We start from the raw sequence: 18,924 nt of genomic DNA, 5'->3' as shown, positions 1-18,924 counted from the left end.
AGATTGCAATCAGCTTATGCTATCGTGTTGCAATCCATGTGACCAGCAACAATTACGGAATCTGCCATGACCCTCACTGAACTGAAATACATTGTTACCCTGGCGCAGGAACGGCATTTCCGTCGGGCCGCGGAGCGTTGTTTTGTCAGCCAGCCTACCCTGAGTGTGGCGATTAAGAAGTTGGAAGACGAACTGGATGTGACCATTTTTGAGCGCAACCGATCAGATGTGCGGGTGACCATGGCGGGGGAGCGCATCGTAGGGCAGGCACGCAAGGTGCTGGAAGAAGCAGAGTTGGTGAAACAGATTGCCCAAGAGGGTAAAGGCCAGTTGAACCTGCCTTTGCGGGTGGGTGCAATATTTACTGTGGGCCCTTACCTGTTTCCTCATTTGATTCGTAATATCAAACGCATCGCACCGGATATGCCATTGGTGTTGGAAGAAAACTATACCGGGGTATTGCGACAGAAACTGCGCAATGGCGAACTGGATGCGATCATTATTTCGCTGCCCTTCGATGAGCCGGATGTGGAAATACAGGATCTGTATGATGAGTCATTTGTGGTATTGATTCCAACTATTCATCCATTGGCAAAGCAGGAAAAAATAACCCGCAAGCAGTTGGAGAAAGAAAACATCCTTATGTTGGGGGATGGCCACTGTTTCCGTGATCAGGTGTTGAATGCATGTCCAGGCATACTCAAGCACAGCGATGAAACCAGTTTGCCGCAGGGCACGTCGTTGGAAACACTGCGCCATATGGTGGCGTCGGGGCTTGGGCTCACCATTCTACCCAGTTCATCTACCGACAAGCACATATATGATAGCGATACGTTGGTGGAGCGGCCTTTTGCAGGCAAAACACCTTATCGTCGAGTGTCCATAGTGTCGCGCCAACGTTTCTCTCGCCCTAAAGCCGTTGCTGCGTTGGTAGAGGCCATTACCAGTTGCGCGTTGCCGGGTGCTGCAACACTGTAATGACACTATCAGCAGTGACGCCCGATTTTTTTTCCAGCACGCCGGTGACACAGCTAAAAGGTGTGGGGGCTGCACAGGCTGAAAAGCTCGCCCGTTTAGGCATTCGTACTCTGCAGGATGTACTGTTTCATCTGCCATTCCGTTATCAGGATCGAACCCGTTTGGTGCCCATAGGTGCCACGCGGGAGGGTAGTGAGGTGTTGATCCAAGGTCGAGTGTTAATGGCGGATGTTGTGATTCGGAAGCGGCGCAGCCTTATTTGCCGCATAGAAGATGGCACCGGTCAGATTCATCTGCGTTTTTTTCATTTTTCGACCAGTCAAAAAAATCATTTCCAGCCCGGTGCGATTGTACGTTGCTACGGTGAGGTTCGCCTTACCGGCATGGGTAAAGAAATGGCACACCCTGAATATCGCATTATGGAGTCTGCCGACGCGCCGGTGGAAGCTGCGCTCACGGCGGTATACCCGGCCACCGAGGGCATTCAACAACCCACGCTGAGAAAACTCAGCGATCAGGTGCTGAAGTTGCTGGGCAAGGCCCAGGCGGTGGCAGAACTGTTACCGGTAGAGGCTATGCATGCAGCACAGTGGCCATCATTGGTTGAAGCGTTGCATTATGTTCATCGCCCTCCGGCGGATGCGCCAGTGCAGGCATTGCTGGATGGATCGCATCGTGCCCAGCAGCGCTTGTCGCTGGAGGAGTTAACAGCCCACCATCTGAGTTTACTGAAACTACGGCAACGGGCGAAGGCTCAAACCTCGGTGTCATTACCTTCAGCCTCACCTCTGGAGCAACAGTTATTGCAGGGCTTGCCGTTTAAACCCACGGCTGCCCAACAGCGAGTGCATGAAGAGATCTGTGCTGACCTTGTGCAGAACCATCCGATGTTGCGATTGGTGCAAGGGGATGTGGGGGCCGGTAAAACCCTGGTGTCTGCGCGCGCTGCGTTACTGGCCATTGCGGCCGGTTACCAAGTGGCTATGATGGCGCCCACTGAAATATTGGCTGAGCAGCATTTTCACGCTTTTGTGGAGTGGTTTGAGCCGTTAGGGCTGAGGGTTGCATGGCTGTCGGGAAAACTTAAAGGCAAAAAGCGCAATGAGCAGCTTGCTCTGATTGAAAGTGGTACGGCCCACATGGTGGTAGGCACTCATGCGCTGTTTCAGGAAGAGGTAAACTACCGCAACCTGGCGTTAGTCATCATTGATGAGCAGCATCGCTTTGGCGTACATCAACGTTTGGCGTTGAAACAAAAAGGTGAGGCAACCGGTGTCGTGCCGCATCAATTGATCATGACAGCCACCCCCATACCGCGCACGCTGGCCATGAGTGCCTACGCAGATTTGGATACCTCTATTATCGATGAGTTGCCACCGGGCCGCACGCCGGTAAAAACCGTGGTGGTGGAAAGCAGTCGTCGCCATGAAGTAGTGGCGCGGGTTCGTAACGCTTGTCAGGAAGGGCGGCAAGTGTATTGGGTGTGCACGTTGATTGAAGAATCTGAAGTGCTGGAATGCCAGGCTGCCGAAGATACCGCAGATCAATTAAAAAAGTTTCTGCCGGAGGTCCGTGTTGGCCTGGTGCATGGTCGACTCAAGCCTGCAGAAAAAGCCGATATTATGGATCAGTTTAAGAAAGCACAGATTCAAGTGTTGGTTGCCACCACGGTGATCGAGGTGGGGGTCAATGTACCTAACGCCAGCGTGATGATCATCGAAAACCCGGAACGCTTAGGGTTGGCCCAGTTACACCAGTTGCGTGGCCGGGTGGGGCGAGGCTCCACAGAGAGTTTCTGTTTGCTTATGTATCAAAAGCCTCTGTCCAAACTTGGGCGGGAACGTTTGGATATCATGCGCCAGACCAATGATGGCTTTGTGATCGCAGAGAAAGATCTGCACCTGCGGGGCCCAGGGGAGGTACTAGGTACGCGCCAAACGGGCGAAATGACCTTCCGTATCGCCAATTTGCTGCGCGATGAGGGTCTGCTGGAGGACAGCAAAGATATGGCCCAGGTGTTGCTGGAAAAGGATCCCGCCAGGGGGGAGCGGCTGATTGCACGTTGGCTTGGCAACGCAGCCCAGTACGGAGAGGTGTAATCGTCTCGTTGCTATAACTCCAGGCCATAAAGCACTAACGGCTTATACTTAATCGCTATCATGAAAATGCAGAATGCATTAAAAATCAGTAGGTTGAAGTGCTCTTGAACCGCATCCTGTCTTTTTCAAAAGCAGCTACACTTAACGGTGAGCAGTAGCGATAAGGGTTATGAAAATGGGTAACAAAGTGCTGGTGGTGGAAGACAATCCAGACAACATGAAGCTGGTGACCTGGATTCTGGAAGATGAGGAATATGCAGTTACTGGTGTTAATTGTGCGGAAGACTGTCTTACCAGGCTGGAAAGCGAAGAGTTTGATGTTGTCCTGATGGATATTTCCTTACCGGGCATCGATGGTAAGGAAGCAACCCGTCGCTTGCGTGCCCAGGAGCGCTTTCAGACTTTGCCGATTATCGCTCTCACCGCTCACGCCATCAAAGGCGAAGATGAAGAAATCCTCGCCTCCGGTGTCACCGATCTGATTACCAAACCATTGGATGAAGACGTGCTGCTGGAGCGTTTGCGCAAGTTACTAAACTAGGCGTTGCGGATAGAGTCCAATGTTTTTCTTTCGGCCTGCTCAAAGCTGAAAAGTGGCTCATAATCGAAATCGCGTTTGGCACGTTCTATCGAAAAATAATGATTTCTGTACAGCTCCGACGCAATAAACCGTGTTACCAATGGCTCCTTTTTAATCTTCAGCGCACCGTATACTAACTCCAACACCCAGCCCGCCGCGAAGGCCACCTTGAACGGTACCTTTATGCGTGGCTGGCGCGCATTCAGATTGGCCAGAATGTGCTTCAGCCACGGCCACAGCACCACTGGCTCCGGTTCATTGATGAAATAAGCCTTACCTCCAGTATTGGGGGATTCGGCTGCCATGATGTGAGCATGGGCCGCATTTTCTACATAGGTCACACTGACTTTATTATGCCCTGGCCCGATCTGTTTCAGTTTGCCGCTGTTGGCTTTTTGCAGCAGTCGAGGCAGCAGGTGGTTATCCCGCGGGCCTACAATCAAATGGGGGCGAATGGCGACGGTGTGTAGCCCGTTGGGATGGTGTGCTGCCAACACCGCCCGTTCGGCAATGGCCTTGGTGGCTGAGTAATGTGAATGATACTGTTTTTGGTAGGGCAGCGATTCGTTGCCATTGTGTATATCCATGTTGTTCATGGTGACGCTAGGGGAGCTGGTGTAGATTAATTTGCTAACCCCATGCATCTGGCAACTGTTAATGACGTTCTGTGTACCGTTTACATTGGTGTTAAAAAAATCTTCGTAGCTGCCCCAATAACCCACCATGGCAGCAACATGAAACACAAAAGTATTACCCTGTATCGCTCTGTTTACATCGTCTGGGTTGGTCACATCGCCACGAATGACATTAATGCCCTGCTCGGACAGCTCCGGGTAAGCGCTCCGGCACAACACACTGACAACATAACCGCGTTGCATCAGTTGCTCAGCGATATAGCGGCCAAGAAATCCGCCTCCTCCGGTGACAAGTACGTTCATACTGAGCCCCTAGAAACGATATAAAGCGCAGACGCTGGCATCACCAGATCCCACGGCACTGAACAGAGCTGTACGGCCACTAAGGTCGGTGATCTCGTTTTGCAGTTGATCGTACGCCGCAATCGAGGTGGCACTGTGTGCATCCCCCTGAAGCAACTTAAACAGCTCCATTGCACGAGTGTTCTGTTGTGCTAGCTGGCTTTGCTCACACACCTGCGTGCTGAATCCAGGTGCCAAATCGCTACCTAACAGAAAATCAATCTGCGGAGATTGGTGGTCATCCAGGTATTGGTTGATAAGTTCAATGTTTAACGCACCAAACGTCTGCAGGTGATTGTCGTCGAATTCCCAATTGATTTTGTTGCGACCTTGATCGCCAAAGTCGAGAACGCGTCCAAAGGTGCTGACACTTGAAGGTGTGTGATTATCGTTACTGATATAACCGAAACCCTGGAAGCCTTTGTCATCGGCACCGAGTTGCAGCAGCGCTGCTGCGCCCACGGCTACATAAGGAAACTCAGCGTGATCCGTGCGGGAGGGGTGGGCGTCGCCGCAGACCACCAGAGCATAGCGCACGGTTCGATTCTTGAGAAAGGAGTCGGCAATATTGACAGCGTTGAGAAAACCGCAGGCACCGTTTACCACGTCGAAAGATAATGTGGATTGGTCAGGGTTTTCAGCAGAAAGATCAAGGCCCATGCTCAGATCTTTTTGAATCAGACTGGCGATGCTGGGTTCCATGATATTGTCATCCCGACATACACCGGCGTTGATCAGTAACCCAACTTCATCTGGGCTGATACCCGCAGATTCGAGACACTTTATGCTGGCCTGAGTAGCATTTTTAATGGCGCTGAAACCATTGTCGGTAATGACTGCTGCGCTTTTGATGATGGTTCCCATATCAGTGCACCCCCTGTAGATTGCCGAGTTTTACGGATGCCACACCGAGCACGATGCCTGAAGCGAGGATTAGCATCAGTATGCGCTGTCCGGGTTGGATGACGCCCTGTTTAAGTTGATCATCAAGGGCCACGAAATGGGATGTTGATGAAGTATTACCGAACCGATCCAATACCACGCAAGTGTGGGGTACGTTACCCAATGTTTCACCGCATAGATCCAGTGCGGACCGTATAGCGCGTTCCGAGGTCTGGTGTGGAATGACATGGTCAAAATCAAGCCCGGTTACGTTGTTCTTTTCTGAAAAACGGCCCAATGACTGAGGCAATCGCTGGATAACGGTGGCATGGATCTCCATTGCTTTGGTATACATGGCAACCCCTGGGTTTTGATCGCTGGGCATGCCATAGCAATAATCTGAGAATTGCGAGAGCGTTGATATTTCCAGCAGATCAATGCCTTCATCCTCGCTGGGAGAAAGATCCATTATTACCGCAGCCCCGGAATCCCCTACAGTGAGGGAGGCAAATTGCTCATCAATGGGGTTGTTTATTTCTTTGAGTGCGGTTTCGGTAATGGGAGTAATGCATTCACCGCTTACGATCAGTCCGGTTTTAACTGCGCCGCTTTTGATCATCTGATCAAGTACGTGCACGCCGGTAAACATGCCTGCGCAGGCGTTGGTGATATCAAAGTTCAGAGCATCCTTGCGCATACCGAGGGATTTTTTCAGGTAGCTGCTGAGGCAAGGTTCCAGCACAAATGTAAGCCCATCTTTGAAGCGGGTTATCGATGTGCAGATGATGATATCGATGTCCTCGATCTTGTACTTGGAGTTATTGAGGCATGTTTTAATCGCCGACAATGCCAGGCTATGGCAGTCTTCATCCTCGCCGCGCCAGCGACGGGTTTTGATTCCTGTGAGTTTTTCTATATCAAACATGGGTTGGGTTTCCATGCTTTCTACCAACTCCTTGGTAGTTACCTCTCGTTCGGGTAGATAAACACCCATACTCTCAAAACGTGTCATGTTCATGGTTCATGCTCCGTAATGGCAATCAGATATTGGCGGAAGAATCCTGTAAATTGGTTGCGGGCTTAGTGATCTGAAAGCGATCCGCCCATAACAATAAACTGGGTAAAAAAATCAGGTCAAAAGCCAACGCTGTCATGATGATCCCTGCCAGCATCATGCTCATGGTGTCGTTAACAGTGAAATTGGATAATGAAAGCAGTAGTACGCCGCAACTTAGTGTGATCGAGGTGATAACAATGGCGGTGCCTGAATGAATAAAACTGTATTCCACTGATTGTTGTGGTGTCGATCCGGCACGGCGTGCGTAGAGATATTTGCTGATGAAATGAATGGTGTCATCCACCACCAAGCCGAGGCAGATGCTGAACGTCATAGCCGCAGCGTGATTAACGTGGCCTACGGCCACGGCCCATATGCCATATACCACAATCGGTGGGAACACATTTGGAATAATACTGAGCAAGCCAAATTTTAGTGAACGTAAACCAACAATCATGAATATGGAGATGAAGATAAGGGTGAACAGCGAGCCATCCACCATGCTGCGAATAATGTTGGTGCCCATGTGGGCAAACATCAATAGTTGGCTGGTTCCCTGATTTCGTAACGCTGGCTGGTTGCTTGCAAGCCATTGATCAATGCGTTGTTCAAGATCAATCAGAGTTTGATTTTCGCTACCATCGACGTTGACGGTGAGCTTCAATGCTGATCGATCCAGTGAAAGATCCCGCGTCAGATCCATGCCTGGTGGCAGCGACATCTCATACAGCAGTTGGTACTGGGCGATCAGTGGTGCTGTATCAGGGATGGCGTAAAAATCAGGATCATCCTGGTTCATGGTGCGATGTATTTTTTTGATGGTATCCACATAGCTGGATACACCGCTCACATCCGGCTGGGAGCGTAGCCAAGTAGAAAACGCATCAACTTTCTGCAGAAAGGCGGGGTTGTGAACGCCGTTCTCTTCACCGCTGTCCATGGAGTACAGGATGTATTGAACGCCATTGGTGTTGTGGCGGGCAAACTGAATTGAATCATAAATCGGCAGAGATGAATCAAAGTATTCTGAAATGTCATCGTTCAGCTTTAGGTTCGGGATGCACATCATTAACAGAATGGAGACGGCAAATACTATGAGTAGCAGTGAGCGGCTGGTGCCTATTACCCAGCGTGCCAGCTTTTCCATTGAGCGTGCCATGGTGAAGGCCTGGCCTTTATATTGGGTAGGGAACAGCAACGCCACCATAGGCAGTACGGTAAAGGTACAGACAAATGCGAACAAAACGCCGATGGCCGCCATGTTGCCCATAGTTCGGAACGGAGGAGAGTCGCCGAAGTTCATGCCCATGAAGCCGACGGCTGTGGTGACGCTGGTCCAGAATACCGGGCTCAGGTTTTTACGCAGGCTCTCTACCATGGCCTGATGTGGTGGCGTGCCTCCTGCGCACAGAATTCGGTAGGCGGTGAGTACATGAATACTGTCGGCTACTGCCAGCACCATAATGATGGCCGGTGCCATCATGGTAATGGGGTTCATTTCAAAACCTAATAAAACGTGAACACCGGCAGACAGCCCCGTGGATGCGATGACCACAGCACCGGCGGCGGCGATGGCCATAATGGAGCGCAGGAATATTCCCAGTAGGATGAATATGGTGCCGAATACAATTGGGTTTACCCGCAGGATGTCGTCCATGGTGACTTGCAGCATGGCATTTTCAATGGCGACATCGCCGTTCAGGTACAGCTTGCTGCCGGGATAACGTTGTTCAAAGTCTTGTTGCAGCAGTAGGGCTTGTTTGCTCAGTTCAAGAATGGATTCCAGATGTTCTTCTGGTAGTGCAATGCTGGCAAACAGGGCGCTGGCGTTTTCATAAGGTGACACCATGCGTCCATTGAGCTGCTGATCTCCCCGCGCGTAGCGGCGAATGCTGTCTATCTGTGTTTGAGTCAGTGTTTGTTCGGCCTCTACAAGGCTTTCTACTGAAAGTTCATCACCGGCAACGCTCAAGCGAGGGTAGTTACTGAGGGAGTCCACGCGAATGGTGTGAGGTAATTGCCATAGCTCCTGGGTTAGTTCTTCTATCGCCTTTATGGATTCCGGACTGTAGATATCCTTGTTGGCGGGCTCGAACAGCACAATGAGATAATTGGACTCTATGTATTGCTGATCCAGTTGTTTGAGGCGTTGAAAATGCACGTCATCTTCATCAAACATGACGTTCACGTTGCCATTAAACACCATGTGTAGAAGTTGACTGGACAGCGCCAACAGTAGAATCAGTGTGCCTATGAAATAATACAGGCGTTTATGGACTAGGTGCTGCAACATGACACTATGCAACCTCTTTTTGCGGGAGGGAGCAGGTTTGCAGAATTAATCGTTCCATTTCGTCAAACAGGCGCTTCATTAACGCCGAGGGAAAATGCTGCGCGCTATAGCCGACACTGAGGCTCACTACTTGTCCTGAGGTGGCCAGTGTTACTGTCAGCTTGGGGGGAAATTCCAGTGGTGCAAACGGCATGACGTTGGTAATGGGGCGTCCTTCAACGAGCATGCTGCTGGTGTTGATGACGCCGACATTGGTGAAGACCGGTATTTTTTCGCCGCGATGTTTCAACAATTGTTTAACAATAAAGCTGCCCACAGAAAAAGGCAGGAATGTCAGGATTGGCCAGATGAACGGGCCTTCGGTCATGCCGGGGTAATGGTTTTTACGATCGTTAATGGATCGATGTACGCCCCGTGCTGCACCAATGAAATCGGTTTTGGCGTCCATGCTGACATTGGTGTTGATAAAACTGGAGTAGTTGGCGACTCGGTCGGGGGCGCTTTCGGTTTCATAGCGGCGCAGGTCGTAGGTGTTTAGAATGCAAAACGGACCTTTCCTGGTGGGCTGGATGATATCGTAGAGCGCTTTGTAATAGGCCCCCAGTAATATGTCGTTAAACGTAAGGCCCGCTTTTTTTCGATATTGGGTAATGGCCTGCAGAGTCGATTCGGAAAACTGGTGACAGTAATAACGTTTTTCTATGTGCGTGGCATCAGTGCATGGGAACTGCCAATTGCCAGCGGTGCGGCTGTCGGTAAGTTGATTCTTGAGGCCAAAAAACAGCAGCTTGAACAGATCGGGAAGTTTGAACAGTGGGAGCAGTGCTTTGGTGCTGCGTAATGCGGTTGACCCTGGTTCAGGATGATATTCTGGGTTATGTTTTAGCGCTTCATAAATGGCTAACAGGTCTTCCACAAAGATCAGAAATCCGCGGCCATCGATGGGAACGCAACTGACTTTGATGCATATGGTATCGTGTTGCTGCCGTACAACCCTGATTTTAAGCATGGGCTCCCGCTGGTAATCCAATTCCTTTACCAGAAATTCGTCGATGGCGGATTGGCGGGGCTGGCTGGTGATCAATTCGCAGTAGCCGTAGCTGTCCAGCTCTTGGGCGGAGCGATCATGCCAGCGAGGTTGCCAACGGTGTTTGACCAGACGTTTCGACATGATGGGGTGCTGAATCAGGCTGAGGCGAGCGGCTCTTTGCAAGCGGGAAACATCTACCGAGCCGCTGACATCAAAGACAAGATGCATAACGTGATCGCCAAAGTCCTGCAGGCAAACATTGACCTTGTCCAGTAACGTGAGACGTTCTGATTGGTTGGTGCGCTTCATGACGAAGTAAATCCTGTTATTGTTGTTATTATTTTGGGGTCAAGATTATCTTTAAAGCGGCTGACTTGATCGTCGCATAAGCGAAATTACATCATGAGGGTTGCTGTCTAAATAGGCATATTTGGCCAAATGGGGTAAGGAGATGGCCGACAGGGATTGCACATTGTATGGGTTTTGTAAAAAGTGGCCGTATCAACCCCTTTCTATTCTATTTCGGCCGTTTTCTTTGGCTTTGTAGAGGGCTTTGTCGGCGCGCTCAAAGCAGGTTTCAATTTCATCCCCTTCGTGGAAGGTGGCAATGCCGAATGATGCGGTAATGGGGATGCGCTGTTGGTTAAAGTTGAAGGGGCATTCCTCTATCGCCAGCCGCACTTTTTCCATGGCAGCGTAGGCTGATTCCAGGTCTGTTTCGGGCATGATGGCTACGAACTCTTCACCGCCGTAGCGGGCCACGAAGTCTTCATTACGGATGCGACGGGACACTTCTCGTGCCACTAATTTGAGCACTTTGTCGCCGCGCAGATGACCCAGGGTATCGTTTACCTGTTTGAAGTGGTCGATGTCGATAATGGCAATCGAGAGCGGTCGGCTGTGACGGCGCCAGCGGGTGAATTCGGAATCGATCTGGTCGTCGTAGGCGGCTCGGTTGGGCAGTTCGGTGAGGGCATCCCGCAGGGCTTCCAAGCGCTGGGTTTCCAGGTTGTTCTTCAGCTCCAGCGCCTCGCCTTCCATCGACGCCATGCGTTGGCCGAGGGCTTCGATATGCTCGAAAACGGCATCGCGGCGCTGCTTTTCTTCGGAATGGAAGAGGTCTACCGCCGCCACTATTCGGTTTACCATGCTTTCAATGTCCAGTTTCAGTTTGCCCAGGTCGTTGCTGCCTTCTACGGTCACTTTCATGTCTGCCAGTTCCTGGCGGACATCCTGGTCCAGTTTTTCCTGATTTTGCAGGGAGCGTTCTTCGCCTTGGCGTGCGGTGACGAGAAATTCCTGTATATCATTTAAGCGCTGGTGCAGGGCTACCAGAAAGCCTTCAAATTCCTTTTGTGCCACCATGCGGGTGGAGGCCACCAGCTGGGTGGTTTCATCCAGAAATTCCGGTAAATGATCCAGTGGGAAAGGGGCTTTAATGCGATCGACCAGCTGTTCCTTGCGGCTGCTATAGTCTGGCGGCACCTCCAGCTGTTCGAGCAAACCGCAGAGGATGTGTCCCAGGCGTTGCAGCAGTTCCGGGTCGTGCTGGGCCAGAGGCATGTCTGAGGTTGGTGGGGGTGGCGCAGAATCGGAGGCTTCATCGCTGTCTTTCGGATCGATGCCGTACTCTTCCTGGTCGCTGGCGGAGATGGCGGGGTTTTCGAAGTCCGGGTTGTCGATAACGATACTGTCATTGTCGTCATCGTTATTGTCATCGTCCGTACTGTCGCTGCCGATTTTGTCGCTGTCGATTTTGTCGTTGCCTGCGTTTCTAAACAGGCGTGATAGTAGTCCGCTTTTGCCTTCGCCCAGTTCTTCTATGCGTTGTGACAGGTGTCGGATAACCTGGCCATTGGCCTGATTCAGGCTTTTGATGATATCGGCCAGGTTGCCGCTGCCGGACAGCAGTTGTGGCAGCGATTTGCGTAATTTCTTGATGGTGGACTTATCCGCCCGAGGCAGGCTCATGGCCAGATACTGCTCAAGCTGGGTATCTATCAGGTTCCGCAGTTCGCCGTGCTCGTCTTTGCGGCGATCATCCAGAGCAACGATGGTGCGTTCCAGCTGAGCAACCACGGGCTCTAAGGTCTGGATGTCGCGCCCTCCCCGCAGCCCGGTGCGGATTTCGTCCAGCTGTTCATCCAAGGCAGGGTCCAGGCCGTCTGCCGCCAGACTAACGCGCACCAGCCCTCTGCGCAGCAGATCCAGCCGTTGGCTGTCCTTTTTCTGGCAGAGTTCAAATTCTTCCAGCGCCGTCAGATACTTGTCTTTCCAGTTTTGAGTGTTGTTCTCGGACATGGGTTGGACATCGTTTACAGATAAGTCTGTAAAAGTATAGGAAAGTTGTGGGAATTACCCAGCACTGACGTTAAAAAGTTACGAGTGAGTCACCTTATCGAGGTTGTTGGCTGGAATTTAGGGGTTGGTTGAGCACAGGGCAGACTGTTCCGCCAGGGCGCTGGCCAGTTCGTCCGGCAGGGCGACTTCCATGGCGATGGGGCGGTGATCGGAATAGTCGTAGTCGAGGACTTTCACATGATTGATTTTCAAGCTGGGGGAGACCAGTATGTGGTCGATATTGCGTGTGGGGTTCCAACTGGGATAGGTGTGGTGATCGCCGCTGACTTGCTTAAGGTGGGTGTCACGCAGGGGGGTATCAATGATTTGGTCGCTGCGGCAGTTCATGTCGCCCATCACCACAACGTGCTCATAGTGTTGAATCAGCTCTCGCACGTAGTCCAGTTGACGAAAGCGGGCGCGTTCGCTGAGGGCAAGATGTAACCCCACCAGTACCAGCGTGTGTTTGTCGTTGCCGTATTTGGCAACTATGGCGCCCCTGCCTTTCAGCCCCGGCAGTTTGTGGTCTTCGATTTCGTAGGGCACAAAGCGAGACAGCACGCCGTTGCTGTATTGGCCGAGGCGTCCCAGATTCCGGTTTAACTGTTGATACCAGTAGTCGAACTGGCCCAGTTCGGCCAGATATGCCACCTGATTTACAAAGCCGCTGCGCAAACTGCCGCCGTCCACCTCTTGAAGGCAAATCAAATCGTAGTGGGTCAGTACGTGGCCAATTCGATCCAAGCGCTGCAGGCCACGCCAGTCGGGCAGTACGTGGCGCCAGCTGCGGGTTACGTAATGGTGGAATGAGCTGGCACCAATGGCTGCCTGGATGTTATAGCTGAGCAGGCGCAACACGCTGGGTTGGTCAGCGGGGTCAAAGCTGGACGGACTGGTAGATTTGATGTCGAAATTCACGCGGTCTCACTCAACGTGCCTGGATTTTTCATTGTAGGTGCATATTGGTGGCGGTTCTATGAATCAGCACCATAAACATGGAAGCAATATGATTTAAAGGAAGGGCGGCAGGGCGCAGCCACCCTGCCGCTACGCTAGAGTGGTTATTGGGCAGCCGCAACTTTAGATGCCGCTCTTTCCTTGTTTACCAGAAAGTCCACCACTTCCAGCATGTCTTCGAAGCCTCTGCCGGACTGGCTTTTCACCAGGTATTTACCATTTACCACCAGAGCGGGTACACCACGCAGGCGATAGGTTTTCGCCAGGGCGCTGGCCTGACGCACTTTTACGCGAACACTGAATGAGTTGAAGAGTTTGTTGAAGTCATCTTCGCTGACCTCATAGCGCTTGAAGAAGCCAGCCAGATCCGCCTGGGAGATGATTTTCTCGTTCTTGACGTGGATGGCGTTAAACAGCTCTGGCTTGATTTGATCCAGTTTGCCCAAAGCCTCTGCCACATAGTACGCGTGGGCCAGTGGCTCCCAGTCTTTGCGCATGGCTGCCGGGGTCATGATGAAGTTGACGTCATCGGCCTGCTTGGGCTGCCATTCGCTGGTGAAGCCCTCCAGTCGGAAGCAGTGGGGGCAGCTGAAGGAGAAAAATTCCCGTACTTCTATTTTTCCGGGTATTTCAACCTTGCCCGGTTGCTGCAGGACTTCGTAGTCCACACCTTCACGGAAGGTTTCGGCCTGTAATAAGCCGGAGAACAGAGCCAAAGTGGCCAGCAGAGTTGCGTTGAGTAGGGTTTTGTAATTCATAGTCATCCTGTGATCCTGAAGCGGGTGTTAACGTTGCCTGAGTGTTGAGACTGTTTGCAGGCTACAGGGTTCCCCCTGAATCGAAACTGAACCAATCATAACGCTAAGTGATTCATTATGCACAAAAAAGCCCGGCTAGTGATGGCCGGGCTTTTGGTGTCACGCTAATCAGAGTCTGGCTTAGTACATGCCATTGATGTAGCTGGACAGCGCTTTGATGTCGTCATCGCTCAGGCGAGCAGCTGTGGCGCGCATCATCTTGGCTTCGCCATCGTTCTCACGACGCTTGCCTTCATGATCCTCACGGCCAGCGGCGCGGAACGCCTTGAGCTGAGCTTCGAGGTAGGCGCTGTGCTGGCCAGCCAGTGCAGGGAAGCCAGCTTCTGGCATGCCCTTGCCTTTGGCACCATGACAGGCGGTACAGGCAGTTACGCCAGCATCCGCTTTACCGGCCCGGAACACATCCTCACCATGCTTAACCAGGTCAGGGTCAGCTGAACCGCCTTTTATGGTTTGGCTTGCATAATAAGCAGCCAGATCCGCCATATCCTGTTCGGACAAGCCAGGCACAATACCGGCCATTTCAGGCACGACACGATCACCGCTCTTCATGTCTTTCAGCTGTTTGACGGTGTAGGCTTCAACCTGACCAGCCAGCTTTGGGAAGTTGGGGATCATGCTATTGCCGTCAGCACCGTGACAAGCACCACAAACAGCAGATTTGTTCTTGCCGGCTTCAGCATCGCCAGCAGCCTGTGCCAAGTTTACTGCCCCAGCAGCCAAAGCTGCAGCTACCAGCACGTTTGCTACCAATTTCATAGTCTAACCCTAATTAATGCTTAAAAATCAGTTGTTTGCGTCGATCTTACTTCGACATGAATTCGATGAGCTCTTTAAGCTCAGCATCGCTGCAGTCACTGCACAGGCCCATGGGGGGCATGGCGTTCTTGCCTTTCTTGGCGCTGGCGACCATTGCATCGATACCGGCGGCGAGGCGGGGTTCCCAGGCAGCTTTGTCACCGGTTTTGGGTGCACCAGCGGCACCGGTGCCATGACAGGCCATGCAATACATATTGTATTTAGCGGGCGCTTCCGCTTGAGCATTCACAGATAGGCCTAACACGATCATTGCAGAAGCAAGCATTAGTTTCTTCATGGACGAACCCCTTTATATACCCTTGTTTTGGCTCGGTTTCCGCCATTAGCGGAACCCCTCTCTCGTATAGCGTACGCAAAAAATCCTGCGGATTATATAACAATCTTCGGCGAAGGGGTAATGTCCTTTACAGCACTGGGGAATATTGGAGAGAATGCCGCCAACTCTATCCAGTGCGGTGAATTGTCATGAATACTCCTCAGGATCCGTTTACGGCTCTGTTGCGCCAGACCCAATTTGAGATCAGTGCGGCTACTCTCGCCCAGTGCCCCCCGGAGCAGGGTATCGAAATTGCCTTTGCCGGGCGCTCTAATGCGGGTAAATCCAGCGCCCTCAATACGTTAGTGGATCACTCCGGCCTGGCTCGTACCAGTAAAACGCCGGGTCGCACCCAGCTGATCAACTTTTTTCGTATGAACGATCAGTGCAAGTTGGTGGATTTGCCCGGTTATGGGTACGCCAAAGTGCCCGAGAAAGTTAAAAAGGAATGGCAGGAGCAGATGGGCGAATATCTGGAAAACCGTGAATGTCTGGCGGGGTTGTTCCTGGTGATGGATGTGCGCCATCCGCTTAAGGAGTTCGATGTGATGATGCTGGATTGGTCGCGCCACTTTGAAATGCCGGTTCATATTCTGCTCAGCAAGAGCGATAAGTTGAAACGGGGGCCCGCTAAAAACACCCTGTTTGATGTGCGGAAGCAGGTGAAGCCATACGGTGACAAGGTCAGCGTGCAGTTGTTTTCGTCTTTGGATAAAACGGGTGTGGAAGACGCGCGGCAAGTGTTGTCGAACTGGTTTGAATTTTCCGCAGATGTTTAGTCAGAAGTTAGAAAAAAAGAGCCGGTAGCCTTGGGGCAAGCTACCGGCCTAGGGTCCGGCTCTTGGGGGAAAGCCGGTTTGCTGTTAGCCGATTTTACTCGGCTGGGGATTGCTGCCTTAGCTTCATGTATTAAGACGATGAAGATCGGATAAAGTTCACTGTCGTTGAAAATTTTTTCAAAAATCAGTGACCGATCAGTGCTAGAGACAAATCCACGCTCTTATGGTTATTATGTGGGCTCATTAGGGGATTTCAAGCAGGTATTGGGGGACCCGCTCAAACTAATGCGCTTGGTCCCAATTATCACCTACCCCGACCTCCACTAGCAAGGGAACTTTAAGTTCTGCAGCGCCCTGCATCAGTGACGTTACCTCTTTTGTGATGCAGTCCAATTCTTGCTCCGGAACTTCGAACACTAATTCATCATGTACCTGCATAATGATGCGAGTATCCAGTTGTTTTTTAACCAGCCAGTCATCCACTTGAATCATGGCGCGCTTAATAATATCGGCAGCGGTGCCTTGCATGGGCGCATTGATCGCGGTGCGCTCTGCTGCTTGTCGTCGTTGCACGTTGCGTGAGTTGATCTCTGGCAGATGCAGTCGACGGCCGAACAGCGTTTCCACATAACCTTGGCTGGCGGCTTGCTCCCGAATGTTTTCCATGTACTGCTGAACGCCGGGATAGCGAGTAAAATAAATGTCGATGTATTCCTGGGCTTGCTTGCGACCGATGCCCAGTTGTTTGGCCAGGCCGAACGCCGACATGCCATAAATCAAACCGAAGTTAACGGCCTTGGCGTTGCGGCGCATTTCGTGAGTGACCTCGTCCAGACTTACACCCATGACTTCTGCAGCGGTGGCTTTGTGAATGTCCAGGCCCTGATTGAACGCATTCAATAAGCTATCGTCGCCGGACAGGTGGGCCATGATACGCAGCTCTATTTGTGAGTAATCCGCCGCCAACAGTTTGCAGCCTGTGCGGGGGATAAACGCTTGTCGAATGCGGCGGCCTTCTTCGTTGCGGATCGGGATGTTCTGTAAGTTTGGATCAGAGGATGATAAACGTCCGGTGGCCGCTACCGCCTGATGGTATGAGGTGTGAATGCGCCCGGTACGGGAGTCGATCAGCTCGGGTAGTTTGTCCGTATAGGTGGATTTCAGTTTGCTTAAGCCACGATATTCCATCAGCACTTTGGGCAGTTCGTATTCGAGAGCGAGTTCTGCCAGTACCGGTTCGGCGGTTGAAGGTGCACCTTTGGGGGTTTTGGATATGACCGGTAAGCCCAGTTTTTCGAACAGGATTTCGCCAAGTTGTTTGGGCGAGCTGAGGTTGAAGGGGCCGCCGGCCAAATCGTGAGCTTCGGTTTCCAGCTCCATCATGCGCTTGGCCAATTGCTGACTGTGCAGGCGCAGCATGTTTGCATCAATCAGCGCACCGGTGCGCTCTATCTTTGATAGCAGTGGCACCAGCGGCATTTCGATATCATTAAATACATGGGTAAGCGTAGCTTCGCACTCCAGTTGTGGCCACAGTGCCTGGTGCAAGCGCAACGTAATGTCGGCATCTTCTGCTGCATACTCGCTGGCTTTTTCAAGGTCGATCTGGTTAAAGGTGAGCTGCTTGGCTCCTTTGCCTGCGATCTCTTCGAACGAAATATTTTTATGGCCCAGGTATTTCAAGGCCAGGCTGTCCATGTCATGACGGGTGGCAGTGGAATCCAGTACATAGGATTCCAGCATGGTGTCGTAACCGATGCCTTTTAATTCGACGTCGTAGTGAGCCAGCACGCTTTTGTCGTACTTAAGGTTCTGGCCGATTTTTTTGGGTTGCTCTGCTTCCAGCAGTGGTTTGAGCTGTTGCAGCACCCAATCGCGTTCCAGCTGATCCGGCGCCCCCGGGTAATCGTGGGCGACGGGAACATAGGCAGCCCGCCCGGGTTCTATGCTGAAAGACACGCCCACCAATTCAGCCTGCATATAGTTGAGGCTGGTGGTTTCTGTATCGAAGGCAAACGCATCGCAGGCTTGCAGTTGTTGCAGCCAGCTTGCAAAGGCTTCTTGGGTGGTAATGCAATCGTAGTGCTGTTCAATGGCTGTCGCAGTGCTGGTTGATTCGCTGTTGCTGCTGTCGGCGCTGGCAGACAGCTCCGCTACCCAGCCTTTAAATTCGAGATCTTTATACAGCTCCAACAAATTGGCGTCATCCTGCTCCTGGATGGTGAGATCCGATGGCTGATGTTCCAGTTCCACATCCAGTTTGATGGTGGCCAGTTCTTTGGAGAGCGGTATCTGTTCCATGCTGGCGCGCAGGTTCTCTCCTACTTTGCCTTTTATGCTGTCGGCATTTTGCAGCAGGTTTTCGAGGCAACCGAATTCTTCCAGCCACTTGACGGCGGTTTTGGGGCCGCACTTGGGGACGCCTGGGATATTGTCCACGCTGTCGCCCACCAGTGTGAGGTAATCAATGATGCGCTCAGGGGGTATGCCAAACTTTTCGATCACACCAGCGCGATCCATTTTAGAGTCGTTCATGGTGTTGATGAGGGTGACATGATCGTTCACCAGTTGCGCCATATCTTTATCGCCGGTGGACACGATGGTGTCGATACCTTGCTTGCTGGCGATGTGGCACAGGGTGCCGATCACGTCATCGGCTTCCACACCTTCGATAATTAAAAGTGGCAGCCCCATAAAGCGAATAGCGTTGTGCAGTGGTTCGATCTGTGAGCGCAGATCATCGGGCATAGGCGGACGATTGGCCTTGTACTCGGGGTAAAGATCATCGCGGAAGGTTTTGCCCTTGGCGTCAAACACTACCGCCATATGCGCAGGAGCGTAATCCTTGCGCAGACGGATCAGCATATTCAGCACGCCTTTGATCGCGCCGGTGGGCAGACCCTTGGAATTGGTGAGCGGTGGCAGGGCATGAAAGGCGCGATACAGGTAGGAAGAGCCGTCGACAAGCACTAGAGGTTTGTTGGATGACATAGCGTTCA

The 18,924-nt window shown here is 51.9% G+C and carries 15 protein-coding genes; 4 read left to right on the top strand and 11 right to left on the bottom strand.

Going from position 1 to position 18,924, the window contains the following annotated elements; translation table 11 throughout:
* The first annotated feature begins 66 nt into the window (after positions 1–66).
* The 3 genes from Kalk_RS10420 to Kalk_RS10410 all read left to right on the top strand — a co-directional run bounded on the left by Kalk_RS10420 (position 67) and on the right by Kalk_RS10410 (position 3,618).
* Positions 67–978, top strand: coding sequence for a hydrogen peroxide-inducible genes activator (locus Kalk_RS10420; RefSeq protein WP_101894187.1), 912 nt, complete (start codon positions 67–69; stop codon positions 976–978).
* Entirely contained in the window at positions 978–3,077 is a 2,100-nt protein-coding gene (gene recG, locus Kalk_RS10415; RefSeq protein WP_101894186.1) for an ATP-dependent DNA helicase RecG, read from the top strand. Before Kalk_RS10420 ends, recG begins: the two co-directional genes overlap by 1 nt.
* Positions 3,078–3,252: 175 nt before the next feature.
* Positions 3,253–3,618, top strand: coding sequence for a response regulator (locus Kalk_RS10410; protein ID WP_199768048.1), 366 nt, complete (start codon positions 3,253–3,255; stop codon positions 3,616–3,618).
* Here Kalk_RS10410 and Kalk_RS10405 read toward each other — a convergent pair.
* The 10 genes from Kalk_RS10405 to Kalk_RS10360 form a co-directional block, all read right to left on the bottom strand.
* Positions 3,615–4,595 carry an NAD-dependent epimerase/dehydratase family protein gene (locus Kalk_RS10405; protein ID WP_101894184.1) on the bottom strand — a complete coding sequence of 327 codons (981 nt, stop codon included), beginning with the start codon at positions 4,593–4,595 and terminating at the stop codon, positions 3,615–3,617. The genes Kalk_RS10410 and Kalk_RS10405 overlap by 4 nt on opposite strands.
* 9 nt (positions 4,596–4,604) lie before the next feature.
* Complete coding sequence (locus Kalk_RS10400) at positions 4,605–5,498, bottom strand: beta-ketoacyl-[acyl-carrier-protein] synthase family protein (RefSeq protein WP_101894183.1); 894 nt, start codon at positions 5,496–5,498, stop codon at positions 4,605–4,607.
* Position 5,499: 1 nt separating this feature from the next.
* Positions 5,500–6,534: a 3-oxoacyl-ACP synthase III family protein gene (locus tag Kalk_RS10395; RefSeq protein ID WP_101894182.1), complete on the bottom strand. Its 1,035-nt coding sequence runs from the start codon at positions 6,532–6,534 to the stop codon at positions 5,500–5,502.
* A 22-nt stretch (positions 6,535–6,556) separates the two neighbouring features.
* Positions 6,557–8,866 (bottom strand): efflux RND transporter permease subunit, encoded by a 2,310-nt coding sequence (locus tag Kalk_RS10390; protein WP_101894181.1) that lies wholly within the window; start codon positions 8,864–8,866, stop codon positions 6,557–6,559.
* A 4-nt stretch (positions 8,867–8,870) separates the two neighbouring features.
* On the bottom strand, positions 8,871–10,205 hold the full coding sequence (locus tag Kalk_RS10385) for a hypothetical protein (protein WP_101894180.1): 1,335 nt from the start codon (positions 10,203–10,205) through the stop codon (positions 8,871–8,873).
* Between the two features lie 192 nt (positions 10,206–10,397).
* A complete protein-coding gene (locus tag Kalk_RS10380; protein WP_101894179.1) occupies positions 10,398–12,197 on the bottom strand; it encodes a GGDEF domain-containing protein in 1,800 nt (599 codons plus the stop codon).
* Between the two features lie 117 nt (positions 12,198–12,314).
* Positions 12,315–13,154, bottom strand: coding sequence for an endonuclease/exonuclease/phosphatase family protein (locus Kalk_RS10375; protein WP_101894178.1), 840 nt, complete (start codon positions 13,152–13,154; stop codon positions 12,315–12,317).
* A gap of 143 nt (positions 13,155–13,297) precedes the next feature.
* Positions 13,298–13,957 (bottom strand): thiol:disulfide interchange protein DsbA/DsbL, encoded by a 660-nt coding sequence (locus Kalk_RS10370; RefSeq protein ID WP_101894177.1) that lies wholly within the window; start codon positions 13,955–13,957, stop codon positions 13,298–13,300.
* 174 nt (positions 13,958–14,131) lie between these two features.
* Positions 14,132–14,770 (bottom strand): c-type cytochrome, encoded by a 639-nt coding sequence (locus Kalk_RS10365; protein WP_101894176.1) that lies wholly within the window; start codon positions 14,768–14,770, stop codon positions 14,132–14,134.
* A 46-nt stretch (positions 14,771–14,816) separates the two neighbouring features.
* Positions 14,817–15,107 carry a c-type cytochrome gene (locus tag Kalk_RS10360; protein ID WP_101894175.1) on the bottom strand — a complete coding sequence of 97 codons (291 nt, stop codon included), beginning with the start codon at positions 15,105–15,107 and terminating at the stop codon, positions 14,817–14,819.
* 188 nt (positions 15,108–15,295) lie between these two features.
* Here Kalk_RS10360 and yihA point away from each other — a divergent pair, with 188 nt between their 5' ends.
* Entirely contained in the window at positions 15,296–15,925 is a 630-nt protein-coding gene (yihA, locus tag Kalk_RS10355; protein ID WP_101894174.1) for a ribosome biogenesis GTP-binding protein YihA/YsxC, read from the top strand.
* Between the two features lie 282 nt (positions 15,926–16,207).
* Here the strand turns inward: yihA and polA are convergent, their stop codons facing one another.
* Positions 16,208–18,916 carry a DNA polymerase I gene (gene polA, locus Kalk_RS10350; protein ID WP_101894173.1) on the bottom strand — a complete coding sequence of 903 codons (2,709 nt, stop codon included), beginning with the start codon at positions 18,914–18,916 and terminating at the stop codon, positions 16,208–16,210.
* Positions 18,917–18,924: the final 8 nt, after the last annotated feature.

The organism is Ketobacter alkanivorans (assembly GCF_002863865.1).
GTDB classification, from domain to species: Bacteria; Pseudomonadota; Gammaproteobacteria; order Pseudomonadales; family Ketobacteraceae; genus Ketobacter; species Ketobacter alkanivorans.
The sequence above is the reverse complement of the archived record's forward strand: the minus strand, read 5'-3'. Positions and strand labels throughout refer to the sequence as shown.